At 70.3% G+C, this 26396-nt stretch carries 22 protein-coding genes, 2 tRNA genes and 1 pseudogene; 15 read left to right on the top strand and 10 right to left on the bottom strand.

Annotation, left to right across the window (positions count from 1 at the left end):
* Positions 1–20: 20 nt before the first annotated feature.
* Positions 21–146: a hypothetical protein gene (locus tag ACWC09_RS01810; protein WP_450847491.1), complete on the top strand. Its 126-nt coding sequence runs from the start codon at positions 21–23 to the stop codon at positions 144–146.
* A gap of 124 nt (positions 147–270) precedes the next feature.
* Positions 271–804, top strand: coding sequence for a chloramphenicol phosphotransferase CPT (cpt, locus tag ACWC09_RS01805; protein ID WP_450847489.1), 534 nt, complete (start codon positions 271–273; stop codon positions 802–804).
* On the opposite strand, the gene ACWC09_RS01800 is transcribed toward cpt, so the two are convergent.
* Positions 785–1408 carry a class F sortase gene (locus tag ACWC09_RS01800; RefSeq protein WP_450847488.1) on the bottom strand — a complete coding sequence of 208 codons (624 nt, stop codon included), beginning with the start codon at positions 1406–1408 and terminating at the stop codon, positions 785–787. The two genes, cpt and ACWC09_RS01800, sit on opposite strands and share 20 nt — an antisense overlap.
* Before the next feature lie 115 nt (positions 1409–1523).
* Positions 1524–2048 (bottom strand): hypothetical protein, encoded by a 525-nt coding sequence (locus tag ACWC09_RS01795; protein ID WP_450847486.1) that lies wholly within the window; start codon positions 2046–2048, stop codon positions 1524–1526.
* 278 nt (positions 2049–2326) lie between these two features.
* Between ACWC09_RS01795 and ACWC09_RS01790 the strand changes: the two genes are divergently transcribed.
* The 3 genes from ACWC09_RS01790 (at position 2327) to ACWC09_RS01780 (ending at position 5711) form a co-directional block, all read left to right on the top strand.
* Entirely contained in the window at positions 2327–2941 is a 615-nt protein-coding gene (locus ACWC09_RS01790) for an NADPH-dependent FMN reductase (RefSeq protein ID WP_450847484.1), read from the top strand.
* Between the two features lie 154 nt (positions 2942–3095).
* Complete coding sequence (locus ACWC09_RS01785) at positions 3096–5282, top strand: glycosyltransferase family 39 protein (protein WP_450847482.1); 2187 nt, start codon at positions 3096–3098, stop codon at positions 5280–5282.
* A gap of 75 nt (positions 5283–5357) precedes the next feature.
* Positions 5358–5711 carry an antibiotic biosynthesis monooxygenase family protein gene (locus tag ACWC09_RS01780; protein ID WP_450847480.1) on the top strand — a complete coding sequence of 118 codons (354 nt, stop codon included), beginning with the start codon at positions 5358–5360 and terminating at the stop codon, positions 5709–5711.
* Between the two features lie 150 nt (positions 5712–5861).
* On the opposite strand, the gene ACWC09_RS01775 is transcribed toward ACWC09_RS01780, so the two are convergent.
* A complete protein-coding gene (locus tag ACWC09_RS01775) occupies positions 5862–7526 on the bottom strand; it encodes a M4 family metallopeptidase (RefSeq protein WP_450847478.1) in 1665 nt (554 codons plus the stop codon).
* 127 nt (positions 7527–7653) lie between these two features.
* Between ACWC09_RS01775 and ACWC09_RS01770 the strand changes: the two genes are divergently transcribed.
* Positions 7654–8073, top strand: coding sequence for a gamma-glutamylcyclotransferase family protein (locus ACWC09_RS01770; RefSeq protein ID WP_450847476.1), 420 nt, complete (start codon positions 7654–7656; stop codon positions 8071–8073).
* 339 nt (positions 8074–8412) lie between these two features.
* Here ACWC09_RS01770 and ACWC09_RS01765 read toward each other — a convergent pair whose 3' ends face one another.
* Positions 8413–10608, bottom strand: coding sequence for a molybdopterin oxidoreductase family protein (locus ACWC09_RS01765; protein WP_450847474.1), 2196 nt, complete (start codon positions 10606–10608; stop codon positions 8413–8415).
* Positions 10609–10865: 257 nt separating this feature from the next.
* Between ACWC09_RS01765 and ACWC09_RS01760 the strand changes: the two genes are divergently transcribed.
* Positions 10866–11695, top strand: a protein-coding gene (locus ACWC09_RS01760) for an IS5 family transposase (protein WP_450847472.1) whose coding sequence is annotated in 2 segments (ribosomal slippage) — positions 10866–11220 and positions 11220–11695 — 831 coding nt in all. Because the reading frame shifts where the segments join, the coding sequence is not laid out codon by codon here.
* On the opposite strand, the gene ACWC09_RS01755 is transcribed toward ACWC09_RS01760, so the two are convergent.
* A complete protein-coding gene (locus tag ACWC09_RS01755) occupies positions 11676–12083 on the bottom strand; it encodes an Imm10 family immunity protein (protein ID WP_450847470.1) in 408 nt (135 codons plus the stop codon). The two genes, ACWC09_RS01760 and ACWC09_RS01755, sit on opposite strands and share 20 nt — an antisense overlap.
* A gap of 186 nt (positions 12084–12269) precedes the next feature.
* Here ACWC09_RS01755 and ACWC09_RS01750 point away from each other — a divergent pair.
* Positions 12270–12368 (top strand): annotated as a pseudogene (locus tag ACWC09_RS01750) (enoyl-CoA hydratase-related protein); the annotation flags it as partial.
* Here the strand turns inward: ACWC09_RS01750 and ACWC09_RS01745 are convergent.
* Positions 12355–13026, bottom strand: a complete 672-nt coding sequence (locus tag ACWC09_RS01745) for a SanA/YdcF family protein (protein ID WP_450847468.1) — start codon at positions 13024–13026, stop codon at positions 12355–12357. The pseudogene ACWC09_RS01750 and the gene ACWC09_RS01745 overlap by 14 nt on opposite strands.
* Positions 13027–13241: 215 nt before the next feature.
* Between ACWC09_RS01745 and ACWC09_RS01740 the strand changes: the two genes are divergently transcribed.
* From ACWC09_RS01740 to ACWC09_RS01720, 5 genes are all read left to right on the top strand, one after another.
* Positions 13242–14090, top strand: coding sequence for a sirohydrochlorin chelatase (locus ACWC09_RS01740; RefSeq protein ID WP_450847466.1), 849 nt, complete (start codon positions 13242–13244; stop codon positions 14088–14090).
* A gap of 70 nt (positions 14091–14160) precedes the next feature.
* The gene (locus ACWC09_RS01735; protein ID WP_450847464.1) at positions 14161–15420 is read left to right on the top strand and encodes a deoxyguanosinetriphosphate triphosphohydrolase; all 1260 of its coding nucleotides are present in this window, start codon (positions 14161–14163) and stop codon (positions 15418–15420) included.
* 162 nt (positions 15421–15582) lie between these two features.
* Positions 15583–16848 (top strand): NAD(P)/FAD-dependent oxidoreductase, encoded by a 1266-nt coding sequence (locus ACWC09_RS01730; RefSeq protein WP_450847462.1) that lies wholly within the window; start codon positions 15583–15585, stop codon positions 16846–16848.
* A gap of 29 nt (positions 16849–16877) precedes the next feature.
* Positions 16878–18782 (top strand): DNA primase, encoded by a 1905-nt coding sequence (gene dnaG, locus ACWC09_RS01725; RefSeq protein ID WP_450847460.1) that lies wholly within the window; start codon positions 16878–16880, stop codon positions 18780–18782.
* A 248-nt stretch (positions 18783–19030) separates the two neighbouring features.
* Positions 19031–20353, top strand: coding sequence for an RNA polymerase sigma factor (locus ACWC09_RS01720; RefSeq protein WP_450847458.1), 1323 nt, complete (start codon positions 19031–19033; stop codon positions 20351–20353).
* Positions 20354–20399: 46 nt separating this feature from the next.
* Here the strand turns inward: ACWC09_RS01720 and ACWC09_RS01715 are convergent, their stop codons facing one another.
* The 4 genes from ACWC09_RS01715 to ACWC09_RS01700 all read right to left on the bottom strand — a co-directional run bounded on the left by ACWC09_RS01715 (position 20400) and on the right by ACWC09_RS01700 (position 26092).
* Positions 20400–22331: an ABC transporter ATP-binding protein gene (locus ACWC09_RS01715; protein ID WP_450847456.1), complete on the bottom strand. Its 1932-nt coding sequence runs from the start codon at positions 22329–22331 to the stop codon at positions 20400–20402.
* Positions 22331–24064 carry an ABC transporter ATP-binding protein gene (locus ACWC09_RS01710; protein ID WP_450847454.1) on the bottom strand — a complete coding sequence of 578 codons (1734 nt, stop codon included), beginning with the start codon at positions 24062–24064 and terminating at the stop codon, positions 22331–22333. The genes ACWC09_RS01715 and ACWC09_RS01710 overlap by 1 nt, the downstream gene beginning before the upstream one ends.
* A gap of 203 nt (positions 24065–24267) precedes the next feature.
* Positions 24268–25710: a xylulokinase gene (locus tag ACWC09_RS01705; protein WP_450847453.1), complete on the bottom strand. Its 1443-nt coding sequence runs from the start codon at positions 25708–25710 to the stop codon at positions 24268–24270.
* Between the two features lie 76 nt (positions 25711–25786).
* On the bottom strand, positions 25787–26092 hold the full coding sequence (locus tag ACWC09_RS01700; RefSeq protein WP_450847451.1) for a YtxH domain-containing protein: 306 nt from the start codon (positions 26090–26092) through the stop codon (positions 25787–25789).
* A gap of 143 nt (positions 26093–26235) precedes the next feature.
* On the opposite strand from ACWC09_RS01700, the gene ACWC09_RS01695 reads away from it, so the two are divergent.
* Positions 26236–26308: transfer RNA gene (locus ACWC09_RS01695), tRNA-Asn, on the top strand.
* A 5-nt stretch (positions 26309–26313) separates the two neighbouring features.
* Positions 26314–26386 (top strand) — tRNA-Asn (locus ACWC09_RS01690).
* Positions 26387–26396 lie beyond the last annotated feature (10 nt).

Raw genomic sequence — 26396 nt, 5'->3', positions numbered from 1 at the left:
CACGCCCAGGGGGAAGCGCCGTGGAGACTGTCCGGTACGTCATGATTCGCGACACCGTCGCCGTACGGCTCCGTCGCGTCGTCCACGAGCCGTTCACCGCCGGCACGGCGCGCCGTTTCGCATACGCCGTGATCGCCTGTCCGTGACTGTGGCGTGCGTCCCACTGGCCTTGAGTTCGTAGTACATCGCCGACATCTTCGCCGAGCTCGACGCACAGGGGTCGCGAAAATCGCCTACGAGCAGGAGGCCGTCCGACGCTACGGTGCACTGATGACGACCCAGGTGATCGTGCTCAACGGCGGCTCCAGCTCCGGCAAGTCGGGACTCGTGCGGTGTCTGCAGGCGGTGCTGCCGGAGCCGTGGCTGGCCTTCTCGATCGACGGGTTCATCGGGCTGCTGCCCGCGTCGCTGCAGGCCTCGCTGGTCTCGGACGACGGCGAGGTGCAGGTGGGTCCGGAGTTCCGGAGGCTGGAGCAGGCCTGGCGGGAGGGGGTCGCGGCGACCGTGCGCGCGGGCGCCCGAGCCGTCGTCGACGACGTCTTCCTCGGCGGGCCGGAGTCCCAGGACCGGTGGCGCAGGACACTCGCCGGGCTGGACGTGCTGTGGGTCGGCGTGCGGTGCGAGGCCGCGGTGGCGGCCGGCCGGGAGATCGCCCGGGGTGACCGGCCGCCGGGGATGGCGGAGAAGCAGGCGGAGCTGGTCCATCAGGGGGTGGAGTACGACCTGGTGGTCGACACCACGCACACGGAGTCGCTGGAATGCGCGCGGACCATTGCGAGAGCGGTCAGCGACGGCTCCCCGTGAGATGCGCGAACACGACCAGGTTGCCCTGGTAGCCGGTCGACCGGGAGTACCCGCCGCCGCAGGTGATGACCCGTAGCTCGGGCCGGTCCGCGGCGCCGTACACCTTCTGGTTGGGGAAGCGCCGGGCGTCGTACACCTCCACCGCGTCCACGCCGAACAGCGCGACGCTTCCGTCCCGTCGGTCCACCTCGATGCGGCTGCCCTTCTTCAGGGCGCCGAGGTCGTAGAAGACGGCGGGACCGTCGGCGTTGTCGACGTGGCCGGCCACGACCGCGGTGCCGTTCGCACCGGGGGTGGTGCCGGCCTCGTACCAGCCGGCGAGGTTCTTCTTCGCCGCGGGCGGGACGTCGAGGCTGCCGGTGGGGGTGAGGGCGAGGCCCATGAGAGGGGCGTTCACGTGGATCGAGGGGATACGGATGCGGTCGGGCGGAGAGGGGGGCATCGCGGGCGCGGAGCGGGGGTCGGCGTGAGCCGCGGAGTGGGCCTGGGCGGCGGAGGGTTGCGGCGGGGCGTGTGTCTCCGCACCACTGCGCAGGAGCCACGCGCCGCTGCACAGGGCGGCCACGGTGACCGCACCTATGGCGGCATTGCTGAATCGGCGCACGCGAGCCTCCTAGGGATCCAGGGATCGACCCGTTCCCCCTCCGGGCCGCGAGGGGCGTCGGACCCGGAGGGGGAGGGACATGCGGTACCGGCGGACGGACAGCGGAGGGTGTCCGTCAGATCCCGTCGCCTCTCGCCCGGCGATGCAGGAGCCAGGTACCGCCCGCGGCGGCGACGGCGAGAGCCGCCACACCGGCCGCGGTCTGTACGGGGTCGGGGCCCATCACACCGCCGACCCCCGTCTTCACACTTCCCCGGGGCTGCACCTGCCCGCGCGCCGCGCTCAGCGTCACCACCAGGTCGCCGGAGACCTCCCGGCCGCCCTCCGCGCAGGTCGCGTCGACTTCGTACGTCCCCTGCTGCGCGCTCGGCGGCACCCGGAACTGCCCGATCGCGTCGCCCGCGTGCGTGGTCGGCGCCAGCGTGAAGGCACCGGCGCCCACCGCGCTCGCGTCACCGGCCGCCGTACCGCCGTCGCCGCACGCCGAGGTGTTCACGGTGACCTGCCCGCCCGGCACGACCGAGGACGGGTACACCTCCAGACTGCCGCCGTCCGACTCGCCGTACGCGGGCGCGGCCACGAACCCCGCGGCTGCGACGGTGAGCGCGGTACCGGCAAGCAGACGGGCGGTACGTCGCATCGGTGCTCCCTCGAGCTCTCGCTGATGTCCTCTGCTCTTCCGAGGTAAGTCGCAGCCGGCGGAGCGCGCTTCCTGAGGGTGTGTCAGAAATGGGGTGAATGGGTGTCAGGAAGGTGGGAGGAGGGGCGGGAAGGGGAGAATCTCAGCAGGTCATCGGCGTGAGGTGGGGGCCGGCGGAAGAGAACCCGAAGGGCGCAGGGTGCGCGGGTGAACGGGTGACCCGTGGGCGGCGGCAAGGGCTTGACCTCCACCAAACTTGAGGTACCAGGCTGTCCCGCATGCAGATCACACATGACGCCCCGCTCCGTGACGCCCCGTTCCTCGAGGCCCCGCTCCACGTCACTCTGATCCTCGGCAGCAACCGCCACGGCCGCTTCGGCCCGGTCGTCGCCGAGTGGCTCCTCGGCCGTATGCGCGACCGGGACGACCTGGTCACCGAGGTGGTGGACGTGGCCGACCTCGCCCTCCCCACGACCCTCGAACCGACGCCGGAGGCGAAGGCGGTCCTGTCCGCCGTCACCCCGAAGCTGGCCGGCGCCGACGCCTTCGTGGTCCTCACCCCCGAGTACAACCACTCGTACCCGGCGGGCCTCAAGAACCTGATCGACTGGCACTTCACGGAATGGCAGGCCAAGCCGGTGGCCCTGGCCTCCTACGGCGGCCTCTCGGGCGGCCTGCGCGCGGTGGAGCACCTCCGCCAGGTCTTCGCCGAGCTGCACGCCGTGACGGTGCGGGACACGGTGTCCTTCCACAACGCGGGCGCGGCGTTCGACGGCGGGAGGCTGAAGGATCCGGTGGGGGCGGAGGTGGCGGCGAAGCGGATGCTGGACCAGCTGATGTGGTGGGGGCGGGGGCTGAGGGAGGCGCGGGAGGCGCGGCCGTACGAGGGCTAGGAGGCCGTACGGGGCATCGGCAGGTAATGAAATCCTCTTCGCGGGTTGAAATTCAGGCCGTGCGTTCAAAGGCCTGTTCTGGGGACGACAAGAATTCCCTTGAAAAGGCGCGCTTCTGGATGTCGGGCTCGCGCCGTGCCGAACACTGCTGGGCATGGCCTTGAAAGTCCGTGAACCCGCACCCCCGTACGCCCGCCCAGCGCTGCTGGTCATCGCCGTGCTCGCCGCCGTGCTCTACACCTGGGGCATCGACCACAGCCAGTACCACACGTTCTACGCCAATGCCGCGCGCAGCATGACGGAGAGCTGGAAGGCGTTCTTCTTCGGCTCTTTCGACCCCGGGAATTCCATCACGCTCGATAAACTGCCCGGATTCCTCTGGCCGCAGGCGTTGTCCGCCCGGATCTTCGGTTTTCACGCATGGGCGCTGGTCCTTCCCCAGGTCGTGGAGGGAGTGACGAGCTTGTTCGTGCTGCACCGGCTGGTGTGGCGCTGGGCGGGGATCAACGCCGCGCTCGTCGCCGACACCGCGTTCCTGCTGACGCCGGTCGCCGTGGGGCTGTTCCGTACGGCGGTGGAGGACCCGGCCTTCACGCTGTGCGTGCTGCTCGCCGCCGAAGCGACCCAACGGGCCGCCAGGGACGGGAGGCTACGGACACTGGTGCTCGCCGGTGTGTGGGTGGGTGTCGGCTTCCAGAGCAAGATGCTGGAGGCGTGGGCGGTACTGCCCGCCCTCGCCCTGGTGTATCTGCTGTCGGCGCCGATCGCGTTGCGCAGGAGGCTGGTGCATCTGGGCGTGTCCGCCCTGGTGATGACCGCCGTCTCGCTGTCCTGGATGCTCGCCGTCACCTTCACGCCGGCCAAGGACCGGCCCTATGTGGACGGCACCACCAACAACTCCGCGTTCAGCATGGTGATCGGCTACAACTTCCTGAACCGCTTCTCCTCGCTCGGCATCAGCGCCGCCTCCACGGGCAGCGTGAGCGCGACGCAGGGCGGGAGGGGAGGCGGTGCGGAAGGCGCTACGGGAGAGCGTGCCGGAGCCGCTGCGGGAGTGCGTGCCGCAGGCGCACGGCACGCGGCCGGCCAGAACGGCTTCACCGGCGGCGGTGACCAGAACGGCTGGTCGAAGATGTTCGGCACATCGCTCGCCTCACAGACCGGCTGGCTGTACCCGTTCGCCGCCGTCTCCGTCGTCTGCGGCCTGCTGTGGCGCCGGGGGCGACCGCGCACCGACGGGATCCGGGCCGGATTCCTGCTCTGGGGCACCTGGCTGGCCACGTTCTTCCTGGTCTTCAGCGCGGGCAGCGTCGGCGGCCACACGTACTACATGGGCGTGATCGCCGTACCGCTGGCCGCGCTCACGGGCGGTGGCACCGTACTGATGTGGCGTGCCTACCGGGCCGGTGGCCGACGGGCGTGGGTGCTGCCGGGTGCGGTGGCGGCGACGGCGGGGTGGAGCGCGTATCTCGCCGGGGAGTTCCCGTCGTTCCTGCCGTGGCTGGCGCCCGTGGTGGGGGTGCTCGGTCTGGCCGCCGTCGTCCTGCTGGCGCCGGCCCGCCCCGGCGGTCGGACTCCGTCCGGCCGACGGATCGCCCTCACCGGCCTGGCCGCGGCCCTGGCCGCGGTGCTGATCGCGCCGGGCGCGTGGGCGGTGCAGGTGTTCAACCCCTCGTACCGCAGTACCGGCATGGGAGCGGTCGGCCCGTCCGCCACGAACCGCGGCCGTGCGTCCTTCGCGGCCTCCGGGTCACCGAGGTCGTCGTCGCCGTTCACGTCGGCGAGCGGCCGGACCGGGCGACTGCGGCGGGACGGGGCCACGCGGGACGCCTCCCGCGTCGGAGCAGTCGTCGGCGGCGGCGTCGGCGGCACCGGTGGCTTCGGTGGCATCGGTTCGGACGGTGGACTCACCACATCCCAGCGGAAGTTGCTCGCCTACACGAGCGCGCACCAGGGCTCGGCCTCGTACGCCTTCGCCACCACCGGCTGGAACAGCGCGTCCCCGTACATTCTCGCCGCCGGCGCCCATGTCCTGCCGCTCGGCGGGTTCAGCGGCAGGGTGCCGTTCCCCACACAGACGCAGTTCCGGCAGCTCGTCGACTCGGGCAGACTCCGGTATGTGCTGGTGGGCGGCGGTCGCGGCATGGGCGGCTTCATGTCCGGCGCTGCCGGCGGCGGGACGGGGTCCGGTACGACGACCACCGCGCGGATCACCCAGTGGGTCCGGTCCACCTGCACCCGCGTCCCGGCGTCGGCCTACGGCAGCACGGACACGGCAGCCTCGGCCGCGACCGGAACGGCCACCGCCCAGGTGCTGTACCGCTGCGGTCCGGGCAACTGAAAGCTGGGCCGGCCGACTCGACTGCTCGGCCGGTGTGCCACTGTGGCCGCCGTCTGGGCTGCTTACAGTGGCGCCATGAGCCATCACTCCGAAGCGCCTGTCACACCGGTCGAGGCCTACGACCCCCCCTACTACGTGGCTGTCTTCACCGCGGTGCGCACCCAGGACCAGAGTGGTTACAGCGAGACCGCCGCACGCATGGAAGACCTGGTGAAGGACGTCCCCGGGTTCCTCGGGATGGACCAGGCGCACACACCTGGTGGGCTGTCCATCACCGTCGGGTACTTCCGCGACGCCGACGCCCTCACCCAGTGGCGGAGCAACACCGAGCACCGCGCGGCGCAGAAGCGCGGGAAAGCCGAGTGGTACCAGAGCTACACGCTGCATGTGGCGAAAGTGGAGCGGAGCCACGGCTTCGTACGAGCGTAGGTCCCGCAGCCGCCCGTCAGGGGGAGCGCGGTCGACGGGGGCACGGTGTCGGGCTCGTCTCTCGCTCTCAGCGGCACAGGACAGCCGTGGCGGCTGTGCAACGTCCCGCGCCGCACAGCCGCCACCTCGCCCCGGCCCTCTCCGCTCAGTTCAGTTCACGTTCACCGCGCTCCAGGCCGCGGCCACGGCGTTGTACTCCGTACTCCCCGCCCCGTACAGATCCTTGGCCGCGTTGAGCGTCGCGACGCGCGCCCCCGCGTAGTTCGTCGACGACGTCATGTACACCGTGAGCGCCCGGTACCAGATCTGCCCCAGCTTCGCCCGCCCGATCCCGGTGACCGTGGAGCCGTTGTACGTGGGCGAGTTGTAGCTGACCCCGTTGATGGTCTTCGCTCCACTGCCCTCGGCCAGCAGATAGGCGAAGTGGTTCGCGACGCCGGACGAGTAGTGGACGTCGAGATTCCCGACCGAGGAGCTCCAGTAGTCCGCGGAGTTGCCGTCCTTCGACGGCTTGTCCATGTAGCGGAGCGCCTCCCGGCCGAAGCCGGAGCGGACGATCTTCTCGCCGATCAGGTAATCCCCGGGGTCCGAGGGGTTGTTGGCGTAGAACTCCACGAGCGTGCCGAGGATGTCGGAGGTCGCCTCGTTCAGACCGCCGGACTCGCCGGAGTAGGTGAGGGCGGCCGTCTTGGACGTCACCCCGTGCGTCATCTCGTGGCCCGCCACGTCCAGCGACACCAGCGGGCCGAGGCTCGTCCCGTCACCGTCGCCGTACGTCATGCAGAAGCAACTGTCGTCCCAGAAGGCGTTGTTGTAGCTGTTGCCGTAGTGGACGCGGTTGTAGGAGCCCTTGCCGTCGTTGCCGATGCCGTTGCGGCCGAAGGTGTTCTTGTAGAAGTCCCAGGTGACGTCCGTGCCGTACTGGGCGTCCACGGCCACGGTCGAACGGTCCGAAGTCGCCCCGGAACCCCAGTGGTTGTCGGTGTCCGTGAACACCGTCGAGGGGGCCCGGCTGACGCAGATGCTCGTCAGGAAGCACAGGTCCGTCTTGTTGGCTGCGTCGCCCGTGTACGTGTTTCCCCGCGTCGGGTCCTTGAGCTGGTACGTCGACCCGGACAGCGTCGTCTCCAGCGGAACCGTCCCGCTGTACAGCGACTTGCCGTCACCCGTCGCCGTCTCGATGTCGTCCCACGCGTCGATCTGCCGGCCGGTCGTCGCGTCGGTGAGCACGGTCCGCGCGACCGGGTTGCCCAGCGTGTCCTGGGCCGTGGCCTGGGTGCGCCAGGCCAGCTTCGGGGTGCCGTGCAGGGCGTCGACGACCAGCTGGGGCTTGGCCGTGAGCTTCTTCAGGGTCTCGCCGAGGTTCACCGCCCGCAGGGCGTTCGCCGCGAGGTCGGCGGCCTTGGGGGCCGATATGGAGGGGACGATCGAGGCGAGGGATATCCTGCCCGTCGTCGCGCGGTTCGCGGAGCGGTACGTGCCGTCCTTCGCCAAGTGGACCACGAAGTCACCGCCCAGCACCGGGAGCTGGCGGTATGTACGGTCGTAGCGGACGTGCTGCGTGCCGTCGCTGTCGACGATCACGTCCCGGACCGACGTGCCCTCGGCCGAGGTGAGGCCGAGGCTCGCGGCGTGCGCGAGGAGGGCGGAGGCCGCGTTCTCGAGCGCGGAGGACCTGGACGGTCGGTCGGCCGCCACGGCGGCGGGGGAGAGAGCGGACGCCAGCAGGGCGGCGGTGGTGGCGGCGACGCCGGTGGCGGCGGCGAGACGACGGGACCTTCGGGCGGTGCTCGGGTGCAGCCGTATCCGACTCATCGGTCTCCTCGGTTGGGCGCGGGCGCGCGTGGGGACGGGCCTGATGTTGACCAAGATTTAAGAGGGCATGACAGCCGGAGGTAAAGAGCGCGGATGGGGAGGTGTGTGTGGAGAGAGAATCGTTTTTGTGACTCCCCGACTGCCCTTCTTCGTCTACGGCACCCTCCGCCCCGGCGAGATCAACCACGACCTCTTCCTCCGCGGCCGCACCCGCACCGAGGAACCGGGGCGTCTGACCGGTTCCGTGCTCTACGACGGCCCCGGTTACCCATGGGCCGTGGAGGAGGCGGGCGGACTGGTGTACGGCGACCTCGTCACCGCACTGCCCGAGCGGTACGAGGAGTTGCTCGTCGCCCTCGACCGGCTGGAGGACTACGCGCCCGGTGATCCGCGCAATCTCTACGAGCGGGTCCCGCGTGACGTGCGGCGCGACTGCGACGGCGCCCTCGTCCGCGCCTGGGTGTACCTCGCCGCCCCCTCCGTCGCCACCCGACTGCGCACCCACGGCAAGCTGATCGAGAGCGGCGACTGGTTCCTCCGGCGTTGAGGACGTCCCCGGCCTGTACGGCGCGCGACCGGACCGGCTCCTGCGAGCCCGTGAAGGGCGCCGCCGTGGAGATCTGGCACCGCGACGCCTGGGGCCACCACTCCGGCTGCACCACCGCCAACCCCGGCGGCAGCGCGCCGCTCAGCGGGAAGCCGAGCGGCAGCACCAGCGCCGGGGCCTCGCCCGGCCTCACCCGCTGCCCGGCCCCGGACCACTCGGTCGTCCCGTCCGCCGGGTGCCGCACCTCGGCCCGTACGTCCTCCCCGCACGCCACATGCCGTACGGGAAATGTCAGTTCGGCCTCCCCGCCGCACCGATACACAGGTCGCCGACGACCGGCTACGGCTGGACCGCCTCCACCCGCACCGCACACGCCTTGAACTCCGGCATCCGTGAGGTCGGGTCCAGCGCCGGGTTGGTCAGGGTGTTGGCGCGGCCCTCGCCCGGCCAGTGGAAGGGCATGAAGACCGTGTCGGGGCGGATCGAGGTGGTGATGCGGGCCGGTGCCACCGCCCGGCCCCGCCGGGACACCACCGCCAGCGGGTCGCCCTCCGCCGCCCCGAGCCGGGCCGCGAGCCGAGGGTGCAGCTCGACGAAGGGGCCGGGTGCGGCGGCGTTCAGCTCGTCGACGCGGCGGGTCTGGGCACCGGACTGGTACTGGGCGACGACCCGGCCGGTCGTCAGCAACACCGGGTATTCGTCGTCGGGCTCCTCGGCGATGGCCCGGTGGGTGACGGGGACGAAGCGGGCCCGGCCGTCGGGGGTGGCGAAACGGTCGAGGAAGAGGCGGGGGGTGCCGGGGTGGGCGCCCGTGCCCGAGGCGGGTTCGTCGCCGGGAGCGGCCGGCGAGACAACCTCGCCGGCACCGGATGCCTCGGCACGGGCGTCATCCGCGGCAGCGGCTCCCTGGCCGGCGCCGGCTTCCTCCGCTTCCGCCGGGCACGGCCAGAACACCCCGTTCTCCTCCGCCAGTCGGCGATAGGTGATCCCGGAGTAGTCGGCCGGCCCGCCCGCGCTCGCCCGGCGCAGCTCCTCGAAGACCTCCTCGGCGTCGGTCGGGAAGCCCTTCTCGACACCGAGCCGGTCGGCCAGTTCGTGCATGACCTCGAGGTCGCTGCGGACGCCGTCGGGAGGCGTGATCGCGCGCAGGCGCAGCAGCACACGGCCCTCCAGATTCGTCGTCGTGCCCGTCTCCTCCGCCCACTGCGTCACGGGAAGCACCACATCCGCCAGAGCCGCCGTCTCCGACAGCACGACGTCACAAACGGCAAGGAAATCAAGGGACTTGAACCGCTCCTCGATATGCGCGGCACGCGGTGCCGACACCACGGGATTGGACCCCATCAGCAACAGCGACCTGATGTCCCCACCGAGGGCGTCGAGAAGCTCGTACGCACTGCGCCCCGGCCCTGGAAGGCTGTTGGGGTCCACACCCCACACCTCGGCCACATGCCGCCGCGCCGCCGGATCGTCCAGCTTGCGGTAGCCGGGCAACTGGTCGGCCTTCTGGCCGTGTTCACGCCCGCCCTGTCCGTTGCCCTGCCCGGTCAGACAGCCGTAACCGCTGAGTGGCCGCCCCGCACGACCCGTCGCCAGGCACAGGTTGATCCACGCGCCCACGGTGTCGGTGCCCTTGGACTGCTGCTCGGGCCCGCGCGCGGTGAGCACCATCGCGTTCTCCGGCTCGCAGAACATCCTGACGGCTTCCCGGAGTTGAGGCACGGACACCCCGGTGATCCGCTCCACGTACTCCGGCCAGTGCGCCATCGCGGCCGCCCGCGCGTCCTCCCAGCCGACGGTCCGCCCGGCCACGTACTCCTCGTCGACCCGGCCCTCCGCGACGACCAGGTGCAGCAGGCCCAGTGCGAGGGCCAAGTCGGTTCCCGGCCTCGGCGCCAGGTGCAGGTCGGCCTGCTCGGCCGTCCGCGTCCGCCGCGGGTCGATGACGATCAGCGTGCCGCCGTTCTCCTTCAGTTCGGTGAAGAACCGCAGCGACGGCGGCATGGTCTCCGCGAGGTTGGAGCCCACGAGGATCACGCAGCCCGTCCTCGGGATGTCCTCCAGCGGGAACGGCAGCCCCCGGTCCAGCCCGAACGCCTTGATCCCGGCCGCCGCCGCGGACGACATGCAGAAGCGCCCGTTGTAGTCGATCTGCGAGGTGCCGAGCACCACCCGCGCGAACTTGCCGAGTGTGTACGCCTTCTCGTTCGTGAGACCGCCGCCGCCGAAGACGCCGACCGCGTCCGGGCCATGTTCCGTACGCGTTCGACGCAGTCCCTCGGCGATCCGGTCCAGTGCCTCGTCCCAGGTGGCGGGCACCAGAGTGTCCTCGGAGCGCACCAACGGGGAGGTCAGGCGCACCCGGGACGAGAGCACGGCCGGCGCCGTACGGCCCTTGCCGCACAGCGCGCCCCGGTTCACCGGGAAGTCCGCGCGCTCGCTGACCTCGACCGTGCCGTCCGGTGCGGGCGTCAGGTTCATCCCGCACTGCAGGGCGCAGTAGGGGCAGTGGGTGGGCGTCACGGAGTTCTGCATGCCCTTCAGCGTGCTTCGGGCGTGTTACGTGCGGGGCGGCCCCTTGTTACGCGGACAAGACGGCGACCTCCCGACCGGACCCGGTCGGCGGTGAGGGGCGCACCGAACCGCCCAGGAGTCGCAGCCAACCGACGCGGAAGTTGCCTCTGTGACGAAAGTCGCCACATGCGGCTCACTCGGTCCCGTGAATGGCCGATCACGCATCGTTGAGGGTTAAGACGTCGTTTCTTATGGCGTGATCGTTCGTTGAAACGTGCATGACAGATCTGGTTGAGCGGCTGGTGCCGGACGAGTTGTGGGTGTTGTTCCGGCGGGTGGTACCGCCGACGGAGGTCATACGTCCGCAGGGTGGCGGCCGGCGTCGAGCGGGTGACCGCGAAGCATTGGCCGCGATCATTTTCGTGGCGACCTCGGGCTGCACCTGGCGGCAGTTGCCGCCGGTGTTCGGCCCGAGCTGGCAGACGGTCTACCGACGCTTCGCCCAGTGGAGCCGGGCCCGGGTCTGGGCCCGCCTCCACCGCGTCATCCTCGATGAACTCGGCGCCCGCGGGGAACTCGACTGGTCGCGCTGCGCGATCGACTCCGTCAGCATGCGGGCCGCAAAAGGGGGCCTCTGACAGGACCGAATCCGACCGACCGTGGCAAGCCCGGATCGAAAATCCACTTGATCACCGACCGGAACGGACTGCCGATCTCGCTGGGCATTTCCGGCGCGAACATGCACGACAGTCTCGGCCTTGAACCGCTCGTGCGCGGCATCCCGCCGATCCGGTCCCGGCGTGGACCTCGTCGACGGCGCCCCGGCAAGCTCCACGCAGACAAGGGCTACGACTACGACCACCTGCGCCGCTGGCTCCTCAAGCGTGGCATCCGGCACCGCATCGCCCGCAGAGGAATCGAGTCCTCACAGCGCCTGGGGCGTCACCGCTGGGTGGTCGAGAGAACCGTGTCCTGGCTGGCCGGCTGCCGACGCCTCCACCGCCGCTACGAACGCAAGGCTGAACACTTCCTCGCCTTCGTCGGCATCGCAGCACTCCTGATCGGATACCGCCGCCTCGATAGACCGATCAAACCAAGAAACCAGTGAGCCGAGGCCGGGCCTCCTCGCGTCCGAAGGCCAGCACCTTCGCAAGTACCTCGCGCATCTCGTCAATGCCTTCGGCCGGCACGTCGAGCACCGCCTCGATCTCCGCATCCTCCAACTCCAAGTCATCCAGACAACCGGGGTCCAGCGACACCGTGAGCAGGTCGTCTGTCAGAGCCACCTCGCGGACACAGCCATAGGCCGTGCACTGGTCCGGGGTCATCACGCAGTACGTGTCGAGCCCGAGCGAGATGTCCTGTGCGGACGGCTCACCGATAGCGCTCGTGAACAGCAGGAAGAAGCCCTCATCCTCCTCCGCCATGCCAGCCTGCATCTCGCCATCAACGTCGACCTCGGCAGCCACCGCACGGGCTGTGAACCTGTATGTCATGCGCCGGTTCTACCAGGAGCCCAGCACAGCTCACGCCAACCCTCCGCCAACAAGTGCTGTAGACACCTCCATAAGAAACGACGTCTAAAGGGCTCCATAGCACCCTGGCTCCCTGCGCGCACGGCCCCGCACGGCGCACGACTCCGCACGGCGTTCGACAGACCGGGCATGCCCGCCGCACGTCAAGAACGCCGCGTGTTCCACGCCCTGTTCGCGACCGAGGACCAGAAGGAAGGAATGACGGCCTTCCTGGAGAAACGCGCCCCGCACTTCACCGGGCGCTAGCGAGCGCCCTGCTCACCCCCGGTTCCTTGGGCCCGAGGAACTGGGGGTCGGGCCGGAACAGGGCGTCCAGCGCCGCCTTGCCCGCCGCGAAGATCTCGCGGGTACCGCCGTAGTACCAGGTCACGTTGTGCTGGTCCCTCACCGCGACCCCGTACGACGAGACACCGGCCGCCTGGCACAGCGCCACGGCCCGCCGGATGTGGAACCCCTGGCTGATCAGCACGGCGCTGTCGACGCCGAAGATCTTCTTGGCCCGGACACACGAGTCCCAGGTGTCGAACCCGGCGTAGTCACTGACGATCCGCCCGCCCGGCACGCCGTGCTTCGTCAGATAGGCGCGCATGGCATCGGGCTCGTCATAGTCCTTGCGACTGTTGTCACCGGTCACGAGGACGACCTTGACGCGCCCCTCGCGGTACAGCAGGGCGGCGGCATCGAGTCGGTGGGCCAGATACGGCGACGGCTCCCCGTCCCACAGGCCGGCCCCGAAGACGACGGCGACCTCGGTGCGGGGCGCGTCCGCGGTCGTCCGCAGACGGTCGGCCGTCACGACATACATCCAGGTCGCCGGAAGCAGTGCCAGTACGCACACGGCCATCACGGCCTGCACCAGCCGCCGCTGCCCGGTACGCGTGCGTGGCAGACGCGGTCTGCGCATCGGACGTTCCTCTCTGTGGCCTGCGTGTTCGACAGTCAGAGACGTCCTGTCGGCCCCCACGGTTCGGCACACCCTACGTGACCAGACTCACTCCGAGCGACGAAACCGCAGGTCACGCCACCTCACAGACCCCACCCACCCCGCCGTGAACCGTCGGAAAACGCCCGTCATTCTCATGCAACGGGGCGGCAACCTCCCGCCGTCAGGATCGGTCCATGACGGACAGTACGGCGCACCTCATGAGCCAGATCGGCAGCCAGCTCGCCAGCCAGCTCAGCCTGATCTCCCTGAACGGCAGGCGGCGCCCCGGCCCGCCCGCCCTGGTGGTCGTGGCCCACGGCAGCCGAGACCCACGCGCCCTCAGCACGGTCCGCGCGCTCCTGGACAAGGTCCGCGAGCAGCGCCCCGGCCTCCCGGTCCACCTGGGCCACATCGAACTGAACGAGCCCCTGCTCCCCGACACCCTGGCCGCCCTCGGCACGGACGAGGCGGTCCTCGTCCCGCTCCTCCTCAGCCGCGGCTACCACATCAAGCGGGACATCCCGGAGATGGCGGCGGAGTCACGGGTACGCGCGCGCGTGGCCGGCGCACTGGGTCCGCACCCGCTGATCGTGGACGCCCTCTTCGCCCGCCTGGTCGAGGCCGGCTGGCGCACCCGTATGGACGAGCCCACCCGCCGCAGAAGCGCGGTGGTCCTGGCCGCCGCGGGCTCCCGCGACCCGGAGTCCAAGCTCGACACGAACCGCACGGCCCAACTGCTCTCCGAGCGCCTGGGCGTCCCGGTGGTCCCCGCCTACGCAACGACGGCCGCCCCGACGGTCCCGAACGCCATCCAAGCCCTCACCACAAGAGGCCGCGACCGAGTGGCTGTTGCCTCCTACTTCACGGCCCCCGGCCGCTTCGCAACGGAGTGCGCGGAGGCGGCCCCGTGGATCGCCTCGGCTCCGCTGGGCATCCACCCGTCGATGGCCGAGCTCCTCCTCCACCGCTACGACCAGACCTTGGCAGCTCCGGCTCCGCCGTGGGGCGCGACCAGCCACACACAGCCCGCACTCGCCATCTGAACAGATCCCGGCAGACGCACAGGCGCACAGCCGCACCCCAATTGTCAGTACCTGCCCTTACTGTCGAGGCATGTCCTACGACGCGCAGTCAACCGAACGCTGGGCTCCAGAGCCCGACAAACGCCCTGGCCGCACCGCCTTCCAGCGTGACCGCGCCCGCGTACTCCACTCATCGGCCCTGCGCCGTCTCGCCGGCAAGACCCAGGTCGTCACCCCAGGCACCCGTAACCAGGCCTGGGACGCCAGCCCCCGCACCCGCCTCACCCACTCCTTGGAGTGCGCCCAAGTGGGCCGAGAGCTGGGCGCGGCCCTCGGCTGCGACCCCGACCTCGTGGAAGCCGCCTGCCTCTCCCACGACCTCGGCCACCCCCCGTTCGGCCACAACGGCGAACAGGCCCTCAACGAATTCGCCCAGGACTGCGGCGGCTTCGAGGGCAACGCCCAGTCCCTGAGACTGCTCACCCGCATCGAGCCCAAGCGGTTCACCCCGGAGGGCTCCGTGGGCCTCAACCTCACCCGGGCCTCCCTCGACGCCGCCACCAAGTACCCCTGGCCCAGAGGCGCCCACCCCACCGACCCGGCCTCCCCCAAGTTCGGCGTCTACGAGGACGACCGCCCTGTCTTCGACTGGCTCCGCAAGGACGCCCCCACCACCCGCACCACCTTCGAGGCCCAGGTCATGGACTGGTCGGACGACGTGGCGTACTCGGTCCACGACGTCGAAGACGGGTTGCACGCCGGTCACATCGACCCCGATCACCTGCACGCCGAGCCGGAGCGCCGAGCCGTCTTCGCGGTCGCCATCGGCAGATACGTCCCCACGGACACCGACCCGGCAGAGCTCGCCGCCGCCCTCGACCGCCTCCAGGACCAGGAGTGGTGGCCCCACGGCTACGACGGCACGGCCGTCGCCCAGGCCCGCCTCAAGGACGCCACGAGCCAGCTCATCGGCCGCTTCGCCCTCGCCGCCGAGTCCGCCACCCGCGCGACGTACGGCACGGGCCGCCTCACCAGGTACGACGCCGAACTCGTCGTACCGCGAGAGACCCGCCTGGAGTGCGCGGTCCTCAAGGCCGTCGCCGACCGTTACGTCATGCAGCGCGCGGAACAGGAACGGCTCCGCGCCGACCAGCGCATCGTCGTCGCCGAACTCGCCGCGGCCCTCACCGCCCGTGCCCCCGACGGCCTGGACCCCCAGTTCCGTGCCCTCTTCGACCGGGCCGGCGACGACCGCGCGCGCAAGCGGGTGATCGTCGACCAGATCGCGTCCCTCACCGACGCCTCGGCCCGTTCGCTACACGCCGGTCTGATGGGGCAGACGAGAGATTGAGGGGGCGTTTGTGACGTGGAATGCGCCCGAATGTGACCCTCCGTGGCCTGATCGGGCCACTCCCTCTTCCCCCATCACGCTCCGTGCGGGACGCTCGCATGTGGCGGCATCTGCTGTGTTTTCCGAGGGGACACCCCTCAGACACCCCGTAGGAGGCATCAAGTGGTCGACGCGGATCAGACATTCGTCATCGTCGGAGGCGGCCTCGCCGGCGCGAAGGCGGCCGAGACGCTCCGAGCGGAGGGCTTCAGCGGCCGCGTGATACTGATCTGCGACGAACGCGACCACCCGTACGAGCGCCCGCCTCTCTCCAAGGGCTATCTGCTGGGCAAGGAGGACCGCGACAGCGTCTTCGTCCACGAACCGGCCTGGTACGCGCGCAACGACATCGAGCTGCACCTCGGCGAGACCGTCGACGCCATCGACCGCGAGGCGAAGACGGTCCGCTTCGGCGAGGACGGCACGCTCGTCCGTTATGACAAGCTCCTGCTGGCGACCGGTGCGGAGCCGCGCCGCCTCGACATCCCGGGGACCGACCTGGCCGGCGTCCACCACCTGCGCCGGCTGGCCCACGCCGAGCGGCTGAAAGGTGTCCTCGCCGCGCTCGGCCGGGACAACGGCCACATCGTCATCGCGGGCGCCGGCTGGATCGGCCTGGAGGTCGCCGCGGCGGCGCGGGAGTACGGGGCCGAGGTGACCGTCGTGGAACCGCACGCCACACCCCTGCACGCGGTCCTCGGCCCGGAGCTCGGCAACCTCTTCGCCGAGCTGCACCGTGAGCACGGCGTCCGCTTCCACTTCGGCGCGAGGCTGACGGAGATCGTCGGCCAGGACGGCATGGTCCTTGCGGCCCGCACGGACGACGGCGAGGAGCACCCGGCCCACGACGTCCTCGCCGCGATCGGCGCGGCCCCGCGCACCGGCCTCGCGGAGGCGGCGGGCCTGGAGATCGCCGAGAGGCAGTACGGCGGCGGCATCGTCGTGGACGAACGCCTGCGCACCTCCGACCCCGACGTGTACGCGGCCGGCGATGTCGTCTCCTTCCCGCACGCCCTCTTCGGCACCCGGCTGCGCGTGGAGCACTGGGCCAACGCGCTCAACGGCGGCCCCGCGGCGGCCCGCTCGATGCTCGGCCGGGACGTCACCTACGACCGTGTGCCCTATTTCTTCTCCGACCAGTACGACCTCGGCATGGAGTACTCCGGCTGGGCACCCCCGGGCACCTACGACCAGGTGGTGATCCGGGGGGACGCCGGAAAGCGTGAGTTCATCGCCTTCTGGATCAAGGAGGGCCGGGTGCTGGCCGGGATGAACGTCAACGTGTGGGACGTCACAGAGCCCATCCAGAAGCTGATCCGCACCAAGACCCGGGTGAACACGGACGCGTTGGCGGACCCACACGTTCCGCTCGCAAGCCACGTCTCTTAGGTGTCAGTGCACCCCCGTAGAATTCACGCGTGGCAGGACGGATCAACGACGAGGACGTGAAGGCGGTACGGGACGCGGTCCCGATCGACGCCGTGGTGTCCGAGTACCTCCAGCTGCGCAGCGCGGGCGGCGGCAACCTCAAGGGGCTCTGCCCGTTCCACGACGAGAAGTCGCCGTCCTTCCAGGTCAGCCCGAGCAAGGGACTCTTCCACTGCTTCGGCTGCCAGGAGGGCGGCGACACCATCACGTTCGTGATGAAGGTCGACCACCTCACCTTCTCCGAGTCGGTCGAGCGGCTCGCGGCCCGCGCCGGCATCACCCTGCGCTACGAGGAGGGCGGCTACAACCCCTCCCACCAGCGCGGCGAGCGCATCCGCCTGGTCGAGGCCCACAAGGTCGCCGCCGACTGGTACATCGAGCAGTTGGCGACCAGCCCGGAGGCCGACACCGGCCGCACGTTCCTGGCGGAGCGCGGCTTCGACCAGGCCGCCGCCCAGCACTTCTCCGTCGGCTACAGCCCCCAGGGCTGGGACCACCTCACCCGCTTCCTGCGCGGCAAGGGCTTCACCGACAAGGAGCTGGTCCTCTCCGGCCTCGCCCAGGAGGGCCGCCGCGGCCCCATCGACCGCTTCCGCGGCCGCCTGATGTGGCCCATCCGCGACATCGCCGGGGACGTCGTCGGCTTCGGCGCCCGCAAGCTGTACGAAGCGGACAACGGCCCGAAGTACCTCAACACCCCCGACACGCCGATCTACAGGAAGTCCCAGGTCCTCTACGGCATCGACCTCGCGAAACCGCACATCGCCAAGGCGTCCCGCGCGGTCGTCGTCGAGGGCTACACCGACGTCATGGCCTGCCACCTCGCCGGCGTCACCACCGCCATCGCGACCTGCGGCACGGCCTTCGGCGGCGACCACATCAAGATCCTCCGCCGACTGCTGATGGACAACGGCAGCGCACGCGTGATCTTCACCTTCGACGGCGACGCGGCCGGCCAGAAGGCGGCCCTGCGCGCCTTCGAGGACGACCAGAAGTTCGCCGCCGAGACGTACATCGCCATCGCGCCGGACGGCATGGACCCCTGTGAACTCCGCCTCGCGAAGGGCGACGAGGCGGTCTCCGACCTGGTGGAACCCCGCACACCCCTCTTCGAGTTCGCCCTCCGCCAGATCGTCGTCCGCTACGACCTCGACACCCCCGCGGGTCGCGCCGCCGCCCTGGACGAGGCGGCCCCCATCGTCGCCCGCATCAAGAACAGCGGCGCCCAGCACGAGGTCGCCGTCCAGCTGGCCGGCATGCTCGGCATCCTGGACACCCAGTTCGTGGTCAAGCGCGTCGCCCAGCTGGCCCGTTGGGCCCGCGACCGAGGCGGCAAGGGCGCCCCGGCGCCGAGCGGACGGGGCCCCCAGCAGTACGACGCGGCCCCCCGCGCCGCCACCACCGGCCCGGCCCTCACCCTCCGCAACCCCGTCTACGCCACCGAGCGCGAGCTCCTCAAACTCGCCCTCCAGCGCCCCGAGTTGGTCTCCCCGGCCTTCGACGCGTACGGCGTCGACGAGTTCACCGCCGTGCCCTACGCCGCCGTACGCCAGGCCGTCATGGACGCGGGCGGCGCCGAGTACGGCACCCAGGACGCGCAGGACTACCTGGTCCGCGTCCGCGAGGCCGCCCCCGACGACGCGGTGCGCGCGATGGTCACGGAACTGGCCGTCGAGGCGATCATGCGCAAGACGGTCGACGAGGTGTACGCGGGCGCCCAGCTGGTGACGGTCCGCCGCCGCGCCGTCGAACGCCGCATCCGCGACGTCCAGTCCACCATGACCCGCCTGGCCGCCGGCGGCGACCCCGCCCAACTGGCCGCCGTACAGAACGAGTTGTGGGTGTTGCAGCAGTACGACCAGGCGCTGCGGGAGCATGGGGCCGCCGCGCTCTAGGAGCGCCGCTGCGTGTACTCCCGCTCCTGGTCGTGGAACCGCGGATACTCCGCGGCGAAATGGTTCCCCTCGACGAACCTGAGGTGGGTTTCGTACAAGGAGGCGGACACTCGGGGATCGTGGCAGATCAGGGCACACACCGGCACCCGAGTTTTCCGCGAGGGTAACCACGCGGTCACGGACCGGACTCAAAAAGTCACCGCACGCCCCTCGTGGCGGCGATGTGTCGTACTCCACACTGGGTTCCGGTGCCTGAGTCCTCGGAGCGCGGCCGATCCGTCCCCAGCGGATCCCACACCCCCGCGGTTCCGCTCATCGCGTACGGGACGGACAGCGGCGTGGCCGCCGACTCCGCTCCCAAAGCAGCGCTGCCGCACTCCTCAGCAGCGATCATCCTGGAGGTCGCCCCCGTGCAGACCCAGACCCTCACCCAGACACAGAACAGCGAGACCGGTACGGACGGCACGGAACCGGACGCGGAGACCGACGTACTCGTCGCGGTCCCCCCGCAGTCCCGTGTCGTGCACCACCCCGAGGCCGACCCGGCGGAGGCCGAGACCCCGCCCGAGCCCGCCGAACCGCCCGCCGAGGCACTGGAGACCGAGGTCGCCGAACCGGTGGAGACGCCCGCCGCGGCGCGCGCCCGCGCCGACACCGGCGGCCCCTCCTCCGACCTGTTCCGGCAGTACCTGCGCGAGATCGGCCGTATCCCCCTGCTCACCGCGGCCGAGGAGGTCGACCTCGCGCGCCGCGTCGAGGCCGGCCTGTTCGCCGAGGAGAGGCTCAGCAGCGCGCCCGACCTGGACAGCCAGCTCGCCCTCGACCTCGACCGCCTGGTCGTCATGGGCCGCATGGCCAAGCGTCGCCTGATCGAGGCGAACCTGCGGCTCGTGGTGTCCGTGGCGAAGCGGTACGTCGGGCGCGGGCTGACCATGCTGGACCTTGTCCAGGAGGGAAACCTGGGCCTGATCAGGGCGGTTGAGAAGTTCGACTACGCCCGCGGCTACAAGTTCTCCACGTACGCCACCTGGTGGATCCGCCAGGCCATGTCGCGGGCCCTCGCCGACCAGGCCCGCACCATCCGAGTCCCGGTCCACGTCGTCGAGTTGATCAACCGGGTCGTCCGCGTCCAGCGCCGCATGCTGCAGGAGCGCGGCTACGAGCCGACGCCGGAGGAGGTGGCCGCCCACCTCGACCTCGCGCCCGAGCGGGTCAGCGAGGTCCTGCGGCTCGCCCAGGAGCCGGTCTCCCTGCACGCCCCGGTGGGCGAGGAGGACGACGTGGCGCTGGGTGACCTCATCGAGGACGGCGACGCGGCGAGTCCGGTGGAGTCCGCGGCGTTCCTGCTGCTGCGAGAGCACCTGGAGGCCGTGCTCTCCACGCTGGGGGAGCGGGAGCGGAAGGTCGTCCAGCTGCGGTACGGGCTGGTCGACGGACGTCCGCGCACGCTGGAGGAGATCGGGCGCATCTTCGGGGTGACGCGGGAACGGATACGGCAGATCGAGTCCAAGACCCTGAACAAGCTGAGGGACCATGCGTTCGCGGATCAGCTGCGGGGATACCTGGACTAGAAAGGGGCCGCCTGCCGGCGGCCCCCTCTGTCTCATCCACCTCTGTCTAGTCCACCTCCGCCACCGCCTGCGCGAACTGCGCCTTGTACAGCCGCGCATACGCCCCGTCCGCCGCCAACAGGTCCGCGTGGGCGCCCTGTTCGACGATCGAGCCGTTCTCCATGACGAGGATCGTGTCCGCGTCCCGGATGGTCGACAGCCGGTGCGCGATCACGAACGACGTACGCCCGTGGGCGAGTTTGGCCATCGCCTTCTGGATCAGCACCTCGGTGCGGGTGTCGACCGAGGACGTCGCCTCGTCGAGGACCAGGATCACCGGGTCGGACAGGAAGGCCCGCGCGATGGTGATCAGCTGCTTCTCGCCGGCGCTGACCCCCGTGCCCTCGTCGTCGATGACGGTGTCGTAGCCGTCGGGGAGAGTACGGACGAACCGGTCGGCGTGCGCGGCCCGGGCCGCCTCCTCGATCTCGCCGCGCGTGACGTCGCGAGACGCCCCGTACGCGATGTTCTCCGCGATCGTGCCGCCGAACAGCCAGGTGTCCTGCAGCACCATGCCGATCCCGGCGCGCAGTTCGTCCCGGGACATCGTGGCGATGTCGACGCCGTCGAGGGTGATACGCCCGCCGGAGACGTCGTAGAACCGCATGAGCAGGTTGACGAGGGTGGTCTTTCCCGCCCCCGTTGGTCCGACGATCGCGACCGTGTGTCCGGGTTCGGCCTTCAGGGAGAGGTTCTCGATCAGCGGCTTCTCGGGGTCGTAGCGGAAGGAGATGTGCTCCAGCTCCACCAGCCCGCGCAGCTCCTCCGGCTTCGCGCTCTGCTTCGGGTCCGCCTCCTGCTCCTCCGCGTCCAGGAGTTCGAAGATCCGCTCGGACGACGCGACGCCCGACTGCACCAGGTTCGCCATCGAGGCGACCTGCGTCAGCGGCATCGAGAACTGCCGCGAGTACTGGATGAAGGCCTGGACGTCACCGATGGACAGCGCGCCGGACGCGACCCGCAGGCCGCCGACGACCGCCACCAGCACGTAGTTGAGGTTCGAGACGAACATCATCAGCGGCTGCATGACCCCGCTGTTGAACTGCGCCTTGAACCCGGCCTCGTACAGCGCGTCGTTCTGCTCGGCGAACTGCTGCGCCGACTCGTCCTGCCGCCCGAACACCTTCACCAGCGTGTGCCCGGTGTACATCTCCTCGACGTGGGCGTTGAGCTTGCCCGTGGAGCGCCACTGCTGCACGAAGTGCGGCTGCGACCGCTTGCCGACGCGCGTGGCGACGACGAACGACAGCGGCACGGTGACCAGCGCGACGAGCGCCAGCAGCCAGGAGACCCAGAACATCATCGCGAGGACGCCGATGATGGTCAGGAGCGAGTTGATGAGCTGGCCCATCGACTGCTGGAGCGTCTGACCGATGTTGTCGATGTCGTTGGTCGCGCGGGAGAGGACCTCGCCGCGTTGGCGCTTGTCGAAGTACGACAGCGGGAGCCGCGACAGCTTCGCCTGGACGTCCTCGCGCAGCCGGAACATCGTGCGGTTGACGGCCCGGTTCACCATCCGGGTCGCCACCGCCATCAGCAGGCCGGCCACGACGAACGTACAGAGCGCGAGGAGCAGTACGTTCCCCACGGCGCTGAAGTCGATGCCCTTGCCCGGCGTGAAGTCGGTGGAGCGGAGCATGTCGGCGACCTGCCCCTGGCCCCGGTCCCGCATGGACTGGAGGACCTGCTCCTTCGTCGCCCCGGACGGCATCTGCCGCCCGACGATCCCGGCGAAGACCAGGTCGGTGGCGTTGCCGAGGATCTTCGGCCCGACCACGTTGAGTCCGACGCTCACCACCACGCAGAACAGCAGCACACAGATGGTGAGCCGCTCCGGCCTGAACTGGGAGATCAGGCGCTTGCCCGAGACCTTGAAGTCCATCGAACGGCTGTCGGGACCGCCGCCCTGACCCATCATCCGCGCCATCGGCCCGGCCATCAGGCAGCCTCCGCTTCCGTCAGCTGGGAGAGCACGATCTCCCGGTATGTCTCGTTGTCGGCCATCAGTTCGTGGTGCCTGCCCGTGCCGACGACCCGTCCCTCGTCGAGGACGACGATCCGGTCGGCGTCCCGGATGGTCGACACCCGCTGGGCGACGATCACGACGGTCGCCTCGGCGGTCTCCTGGGCGAGCGCCGCCCGCAGCGCCGCGTCGGTGGCGTAGTCGAGGGCGGAGAAGGAGTCGTCGAAGAGGTAGATCTCGGGGCGCTGGACGAGGGTCCGGGCGATCGCGAGCCGCTGTCGCTGACCACCGGAGACGTTCGTACCGCCCTGCGCGATCGGGGCGTTCAGCCCGCCTTCGAGCTTGGTCACGAAGTCCTTGGCCTGCGCCACCTCCAGCGCGTGCCACAGCTCCTCGTCCGTGGCGTCCGGGTTGCCGTAGCGGAGATTGGTCGCCACCGTCCCCGCGAACAGGTACGGCTTCTGCGGGACCATCCCGACCGTCTTGGCGAGCAGCTTCGGGTCGAGGCTCGCCACGTCCGTCCCGTCGACCAGCACCTCGCCGTCGGTCGCGTCGAACAGCCGCGGGACCATCCCGAGCAGCGTGGACTTGCCGCTGCCGGTGGAGCCGATCACGGCGGTCACCTCACCGGGCCGGGCGACCAGGTCGATGGCCTTGAGCACGGGTTCCTCGGCACCGGGATAGCGGAACCCGGCGTTTCGGATCTCCAGATGACCGTGCCGCCGCAGCTCCGTGACCGGCGCCACCGGCGGTACCACGCTCGACGAGGTCCCGAGGACCTCCTCGATCCGCTCGGCGCACACCTCCGCGCGCGGCACCATCATGAACATGAAGGTGGCCATCATCACGGACATCACGATCTGCATGAGATAGGCGAGGAACGCGGTCAGATCGCCGATCATCATCCCGCCGCTGTCGATCCGGTGGGCGCCGAACCACACCACCGCGATCGACGACAGGTTCACCACCGTCATGACGATCGGGAACATCAGCGCGAGCATGTTGCCGGTGGCCAGCTGCATCTCGGTGAGGTCGGTGTTGGCCTTGCGGAACCGGTCCTTCTCGTAGTCGTCCCGTACGAAGGCCCTGATCACGCGGTTGCCGGTGATCTGCTCGCGCAGCACCCGGTTCACCGTGTCCAGACGGACCTGCATCTTCCGGAACAGCGGCCGCAGCCGCCGTACGATCAAGGTCACACAGATGCCCAGCGTGGGCACGACGGCCACCAGCACCGCGGACAGCGGTACGTCGAGGCCGAGGGCGAGGACGATGCCGCCGACGCACATGATCGGCGCCGACACCATCAGGGTGAACGTCATCAGGGCCAGCATCTGGACCTGCTGCACGTCATTGGTGGTACGGGTGATCAGCGTGGGCGCCCCGAAGTGGCCGACCTCGCGTGACGAGAAGGACTGCACCCGGTCGAACACGGCGGCCCGGAGGTCCCGGCCGAGCGCCGACGCGGTCCTGGCGCCGTAGTACACGGCACCGATGTTGCACACGACCTGCGCCAGCGAGATGCCGATCATCAGGGCGCCGAAGGAGAGGATGTAGCCGGTGTCGCCCTTGACGACACCGTTGTCGATGATGTGCGCGTTCAGCGTGGGCAGGTAGAGGGTGGCGCAGGTCTGCAGGAACTGCAGCAGCACCAGGAGAGCGATGGGTTGCTTGTAGGGCCTGAGATAGGTCCGCAGAAGTCGTATGAGCACGCTACGTCTCTCGGAGTCGGCGGTGGGCGGGTACGTTGCCCGTGGCACCCATCGTCGAACATTCCCCCCGCGTTACCTCAACCGATTAAGCCGAGAGCAGTGCTCGGTCCGGCCTTCCGGGTGCGGCTCCTACCGGATCCTTACCTTCCGCCACACCCGAACACACCCGAATCACCCGGAACATCCGGATGGCATTTAGGGCCCTATGACCGGAATGCTCCGGGATGTGTCTGCTCCCGCACCGACACGTACTGCTGCCGCACGGCCTGCCCGACCGCCAGTTCCTCACCCGGCTCCAGCACCTGCGCCGCCGCGCCCTGCCAGGCCGGCGGATTGCGCGGGTCGAGGGTGCCCTGCGAGGCCCCGAGCGCCCAGGCGGCCTGCCGGGCCGCGCCGATCGCCGCGTAGTCGGCCGGCTGCGGTACGACGACCTGCGCGCCGAACAGCGCGGGCGCCGCGGCCTGCACGGCGGGCAGCTCGGCGGCCGCCCCCAGCAGGAAGATCCGCCGCACGTCGACACCCCGGCCGCGCAGCACGTCCAGCGCGTCGGCGAGTCCGCACAGCATGCCCTCGAAGGCGGCGCGCGCGAGATGCTCGGGCTTCATGGACTCCCGGCGAAGTCCCGCCAGCGTCCCGGCCGTGTGCGGCAGATTCGGTGTCCGCTCCCCCTCCAGATAGGGGAGAAGCACCAGCCCGTGCGACCCCGGCGTCGACTTCATCGCCAGGTCGGACAGGCCCTCCAGGTCCGGCAGCCCCAGCAGCTCGGCGGCCCCGCGCAGGGTCCGCACGGCGTTGAGCGTGGTGACGACCGGGAGGTGCATGCCGGTCGCGTCGGCCAGGGACGTGATCATCCCGGAGCTGTCGACGAGGGCCTCGGGATGTACGGCCATCACGGACCCGGAGGCGCCGAGCGAGACGACCGCGTCACCCAGCCCGATCCCCAGCCCGAAGGCGGCGGCCATGGTCTCGCCGGTCCCGGCGGAGATCAGCAGCCCCTCCGGGGTGGTACCGGCCGCGTCCGCCGGCCCGATCACCTCGGGCAGCATGGCCTGGTGACCGAGCGCCAGCTCGACGAGGTCGGACCGGTAACCGCCGGTGGCGGCCGACCAGTAGCCGGTCCCGGAGGCCCCGCCGCGATCAGTGGTCCTTCTCACGGGCCGGCCGAGCAGCTGCCAGACCAGCCAGTCGTGGGCCTGCATCAGGATCGCGGCGCGCAGGGCGGCGTCCGGCTCGTTCTTCGCGAGCCAGCGCAGCTTGGTCACGGGCTGGGCGGCCTGCGGTACGCACCCCACGGCCTGCGCCCACGCCTCCCGGCCGCCGAGCGCGTCGATCAGATCCGCCGCCGCGATCTGCGTGCGCCTGTCGCCGCCGACCATCGCGGGGCGCACGGTGTTGCCCTGCGAGTCCAGCGGGATCACCGCGTTCTGCTGCGACGACACGCCGATGGCCTGCACACCCTCGAGGAGTCCGCCGCCGGCTGCCTCACCGAGGGAGAGCAGCCAGGCCTGCGGGTCCACGTCGGAGGGTCGGTCGCCGTCCACCGGGTGGGGGGCATACCCCTGCCTGAGCACGGCACCTGTGTCCGCGTCGCAGACGACGATGCGAGTGAAATCGGGCGAACTGTCCAGCCCGGCGACTATCCCCATGACTGAAATTCTATGGGCCGTGCGCCGCGGGGGTGCGTGGCGTCAATAGCTCGCCGTCGCTCGGCCTGCCGTCGGCCTAGGTGGTGCTGGTGCCCCAGTCGTCCTCACCCGTCCCGTTGGTGTTGCGATCCCTCAGTGAGCGCACCCGCTCGGCCACCGAGTCCGGGACCCGGTCACCGACCTTGTCGCTCACCGCGTGGTACGCCTTGCCCGCGAACTGGCGGCCCTGCTGGGCGGCCGACTCCGCGGTGTTGCGGACCGCGGGGTTCTGGGCGACCTGACGTGCGGACTTCTTCAGCTGCTCATAGCGTTCGCGTCCGGCACGCGTGCCCAGCACGTAACCCAGTGCCAGCCCGACGACGAACGTGAGCTTGTAGCGCATGGAGGCCACCCTTCCCTCGTGTAGGTCGGTGCCGGGGGAACCGATTGGCGGAGCACCCCCCTGCTTGCGCTAATGTATGTGTCGCAGCGAGCGCCCGCCCCCTGGCGAATACCCAGGTAGGTACGTTCGATGCAACGAGGCATTCCTCCGTAGCTCAATTGGCAGAGCAGCCGGCTGTTAACCGGCAGGTTACTGGTTCGAGTCCAGTCGGGGGAGCTCGGTCCTCCGTAGCTCAATTGGCAGAGCAGCCGGCTGTTAACCGGCAGGTTACTGGTTCGAGTCCAGTCGGGGGAGCATGCTGAAC

The sequence above is a fragment of the Streptomyces sp. NPDC001617 genome, assembly GCF_053596855.1.
This window is presented reverse-complemented; position numbering and strand designations above follow the sequence as displayed.

What these genes read in the sequence shown, in the direction of transcription:
- ACWC09_RS01705 (WP_450847453.1), bottom strand. Translation starts at nt 25,710, where the DNA reads ATGGGGATAGTCGCCGGGCTGGACAGTTCGCCCGATTTCACTCGCATC.
- ACWC09_RS01780 (WP_450847480.1), top strand. Translation starts at nt 5,358, where the DNA reads ATGAGCCATCACTCCGAAGCGCCTGTCACACCGGTCGAGGCCTACGAC.
- ACWC09_RS01715 (WP_450847456.1), bottom strand. Translation starts at nt 22,331, where the DNA reads ATGGCCGGGCCGATGGCGCGGATGATGGGTCAGGGCGGCGGTCCCGAC.
- ACWC09_RS01745 (WP_450847468.1), bottom strand. Translation starts at nt 13,026, where the DNA reads ATGCGCAGACCGCGTCTGCCACGCACGCGTACCGGGCAGCGGCGGCTG.
- ACWC09_RS01785 (WP_450847482.1), top strand. Translation starts at nt 3,096, where the DNA reads ATGGCCTTGAAAGTCCGTGAACCCGCACCCCCGTACGCCCGCCCAGCG.
- ACWC09_RS01765 (WP_450847474.1), bottom strand. Translation starts at nt 10,608, where the DNA reads ATGCAGAACTCCGTGACGCCCACCCACTGCCCCTACTGCGCCCTGCAG.
- cpt (WP_450847489.1), top strand. Translation starts at nt 271, where the DNA reads ATGACGACCCAGGTGATCGTGCTCAACGGCGGCTCCAGCTCCGGCAAG.
- ACWC09_RS01795 (WP_450847486.1), bottom strand. Translation starts at nt 2,048, where the DNA reads ATGCGACGTACCGCCCGTCTGCTTGCCGGTACCGCGCTCACCGTCGCA.
- ACWC09_RS01790 (WP_450847484.1), top strand. Translation starts at nt 2,327, where the DNA reads ATGCAGATCACACATGACGCCCCGCTCCGTGACGCCCCGTTCCTCGAG.
- ACWC09_RS01700 (WP_450847451.1), bottom strand. Translation starts at nt 26,092, where the DNA reads ATGCGCTACAAGCTCACGTTCGTCGTCGGGCTGGCACTGGGTTACGTG.
- ACWC09_RS01740 (WP_450847466.1), top strand. Translation starts at nt 13,242, where the DNA reads ATGACGGACAGTACGGCGCACCTCATGAGCCAGATCGGCAGCCAGCTC.
- ACWC09_RS01735 (WP_450847464.1), top strand. Translation starts at nt 14,161, where the DNA reads ATGTCCTACGACGCGCAGTCAACCGAACGCTGGGCTCCAGAGCCCGAC.
- ACWC09_RS01755 (WP_450847470.1), bottom strand. Translation starts at nt 12,083, where the DNA reads ATGACATACAGGTTCACAGCCCGTGCGGTGGCTGCCGAGGTCGACGTT.
- ACWC09_RS01775 (WP_450847478.1), bottom strand. Translation starts at nt 7,526, where the DNA reads ATGAGTCGGATACGGCTGCACCCGAGCACCGCCCGAAGGTCCCGTCGT.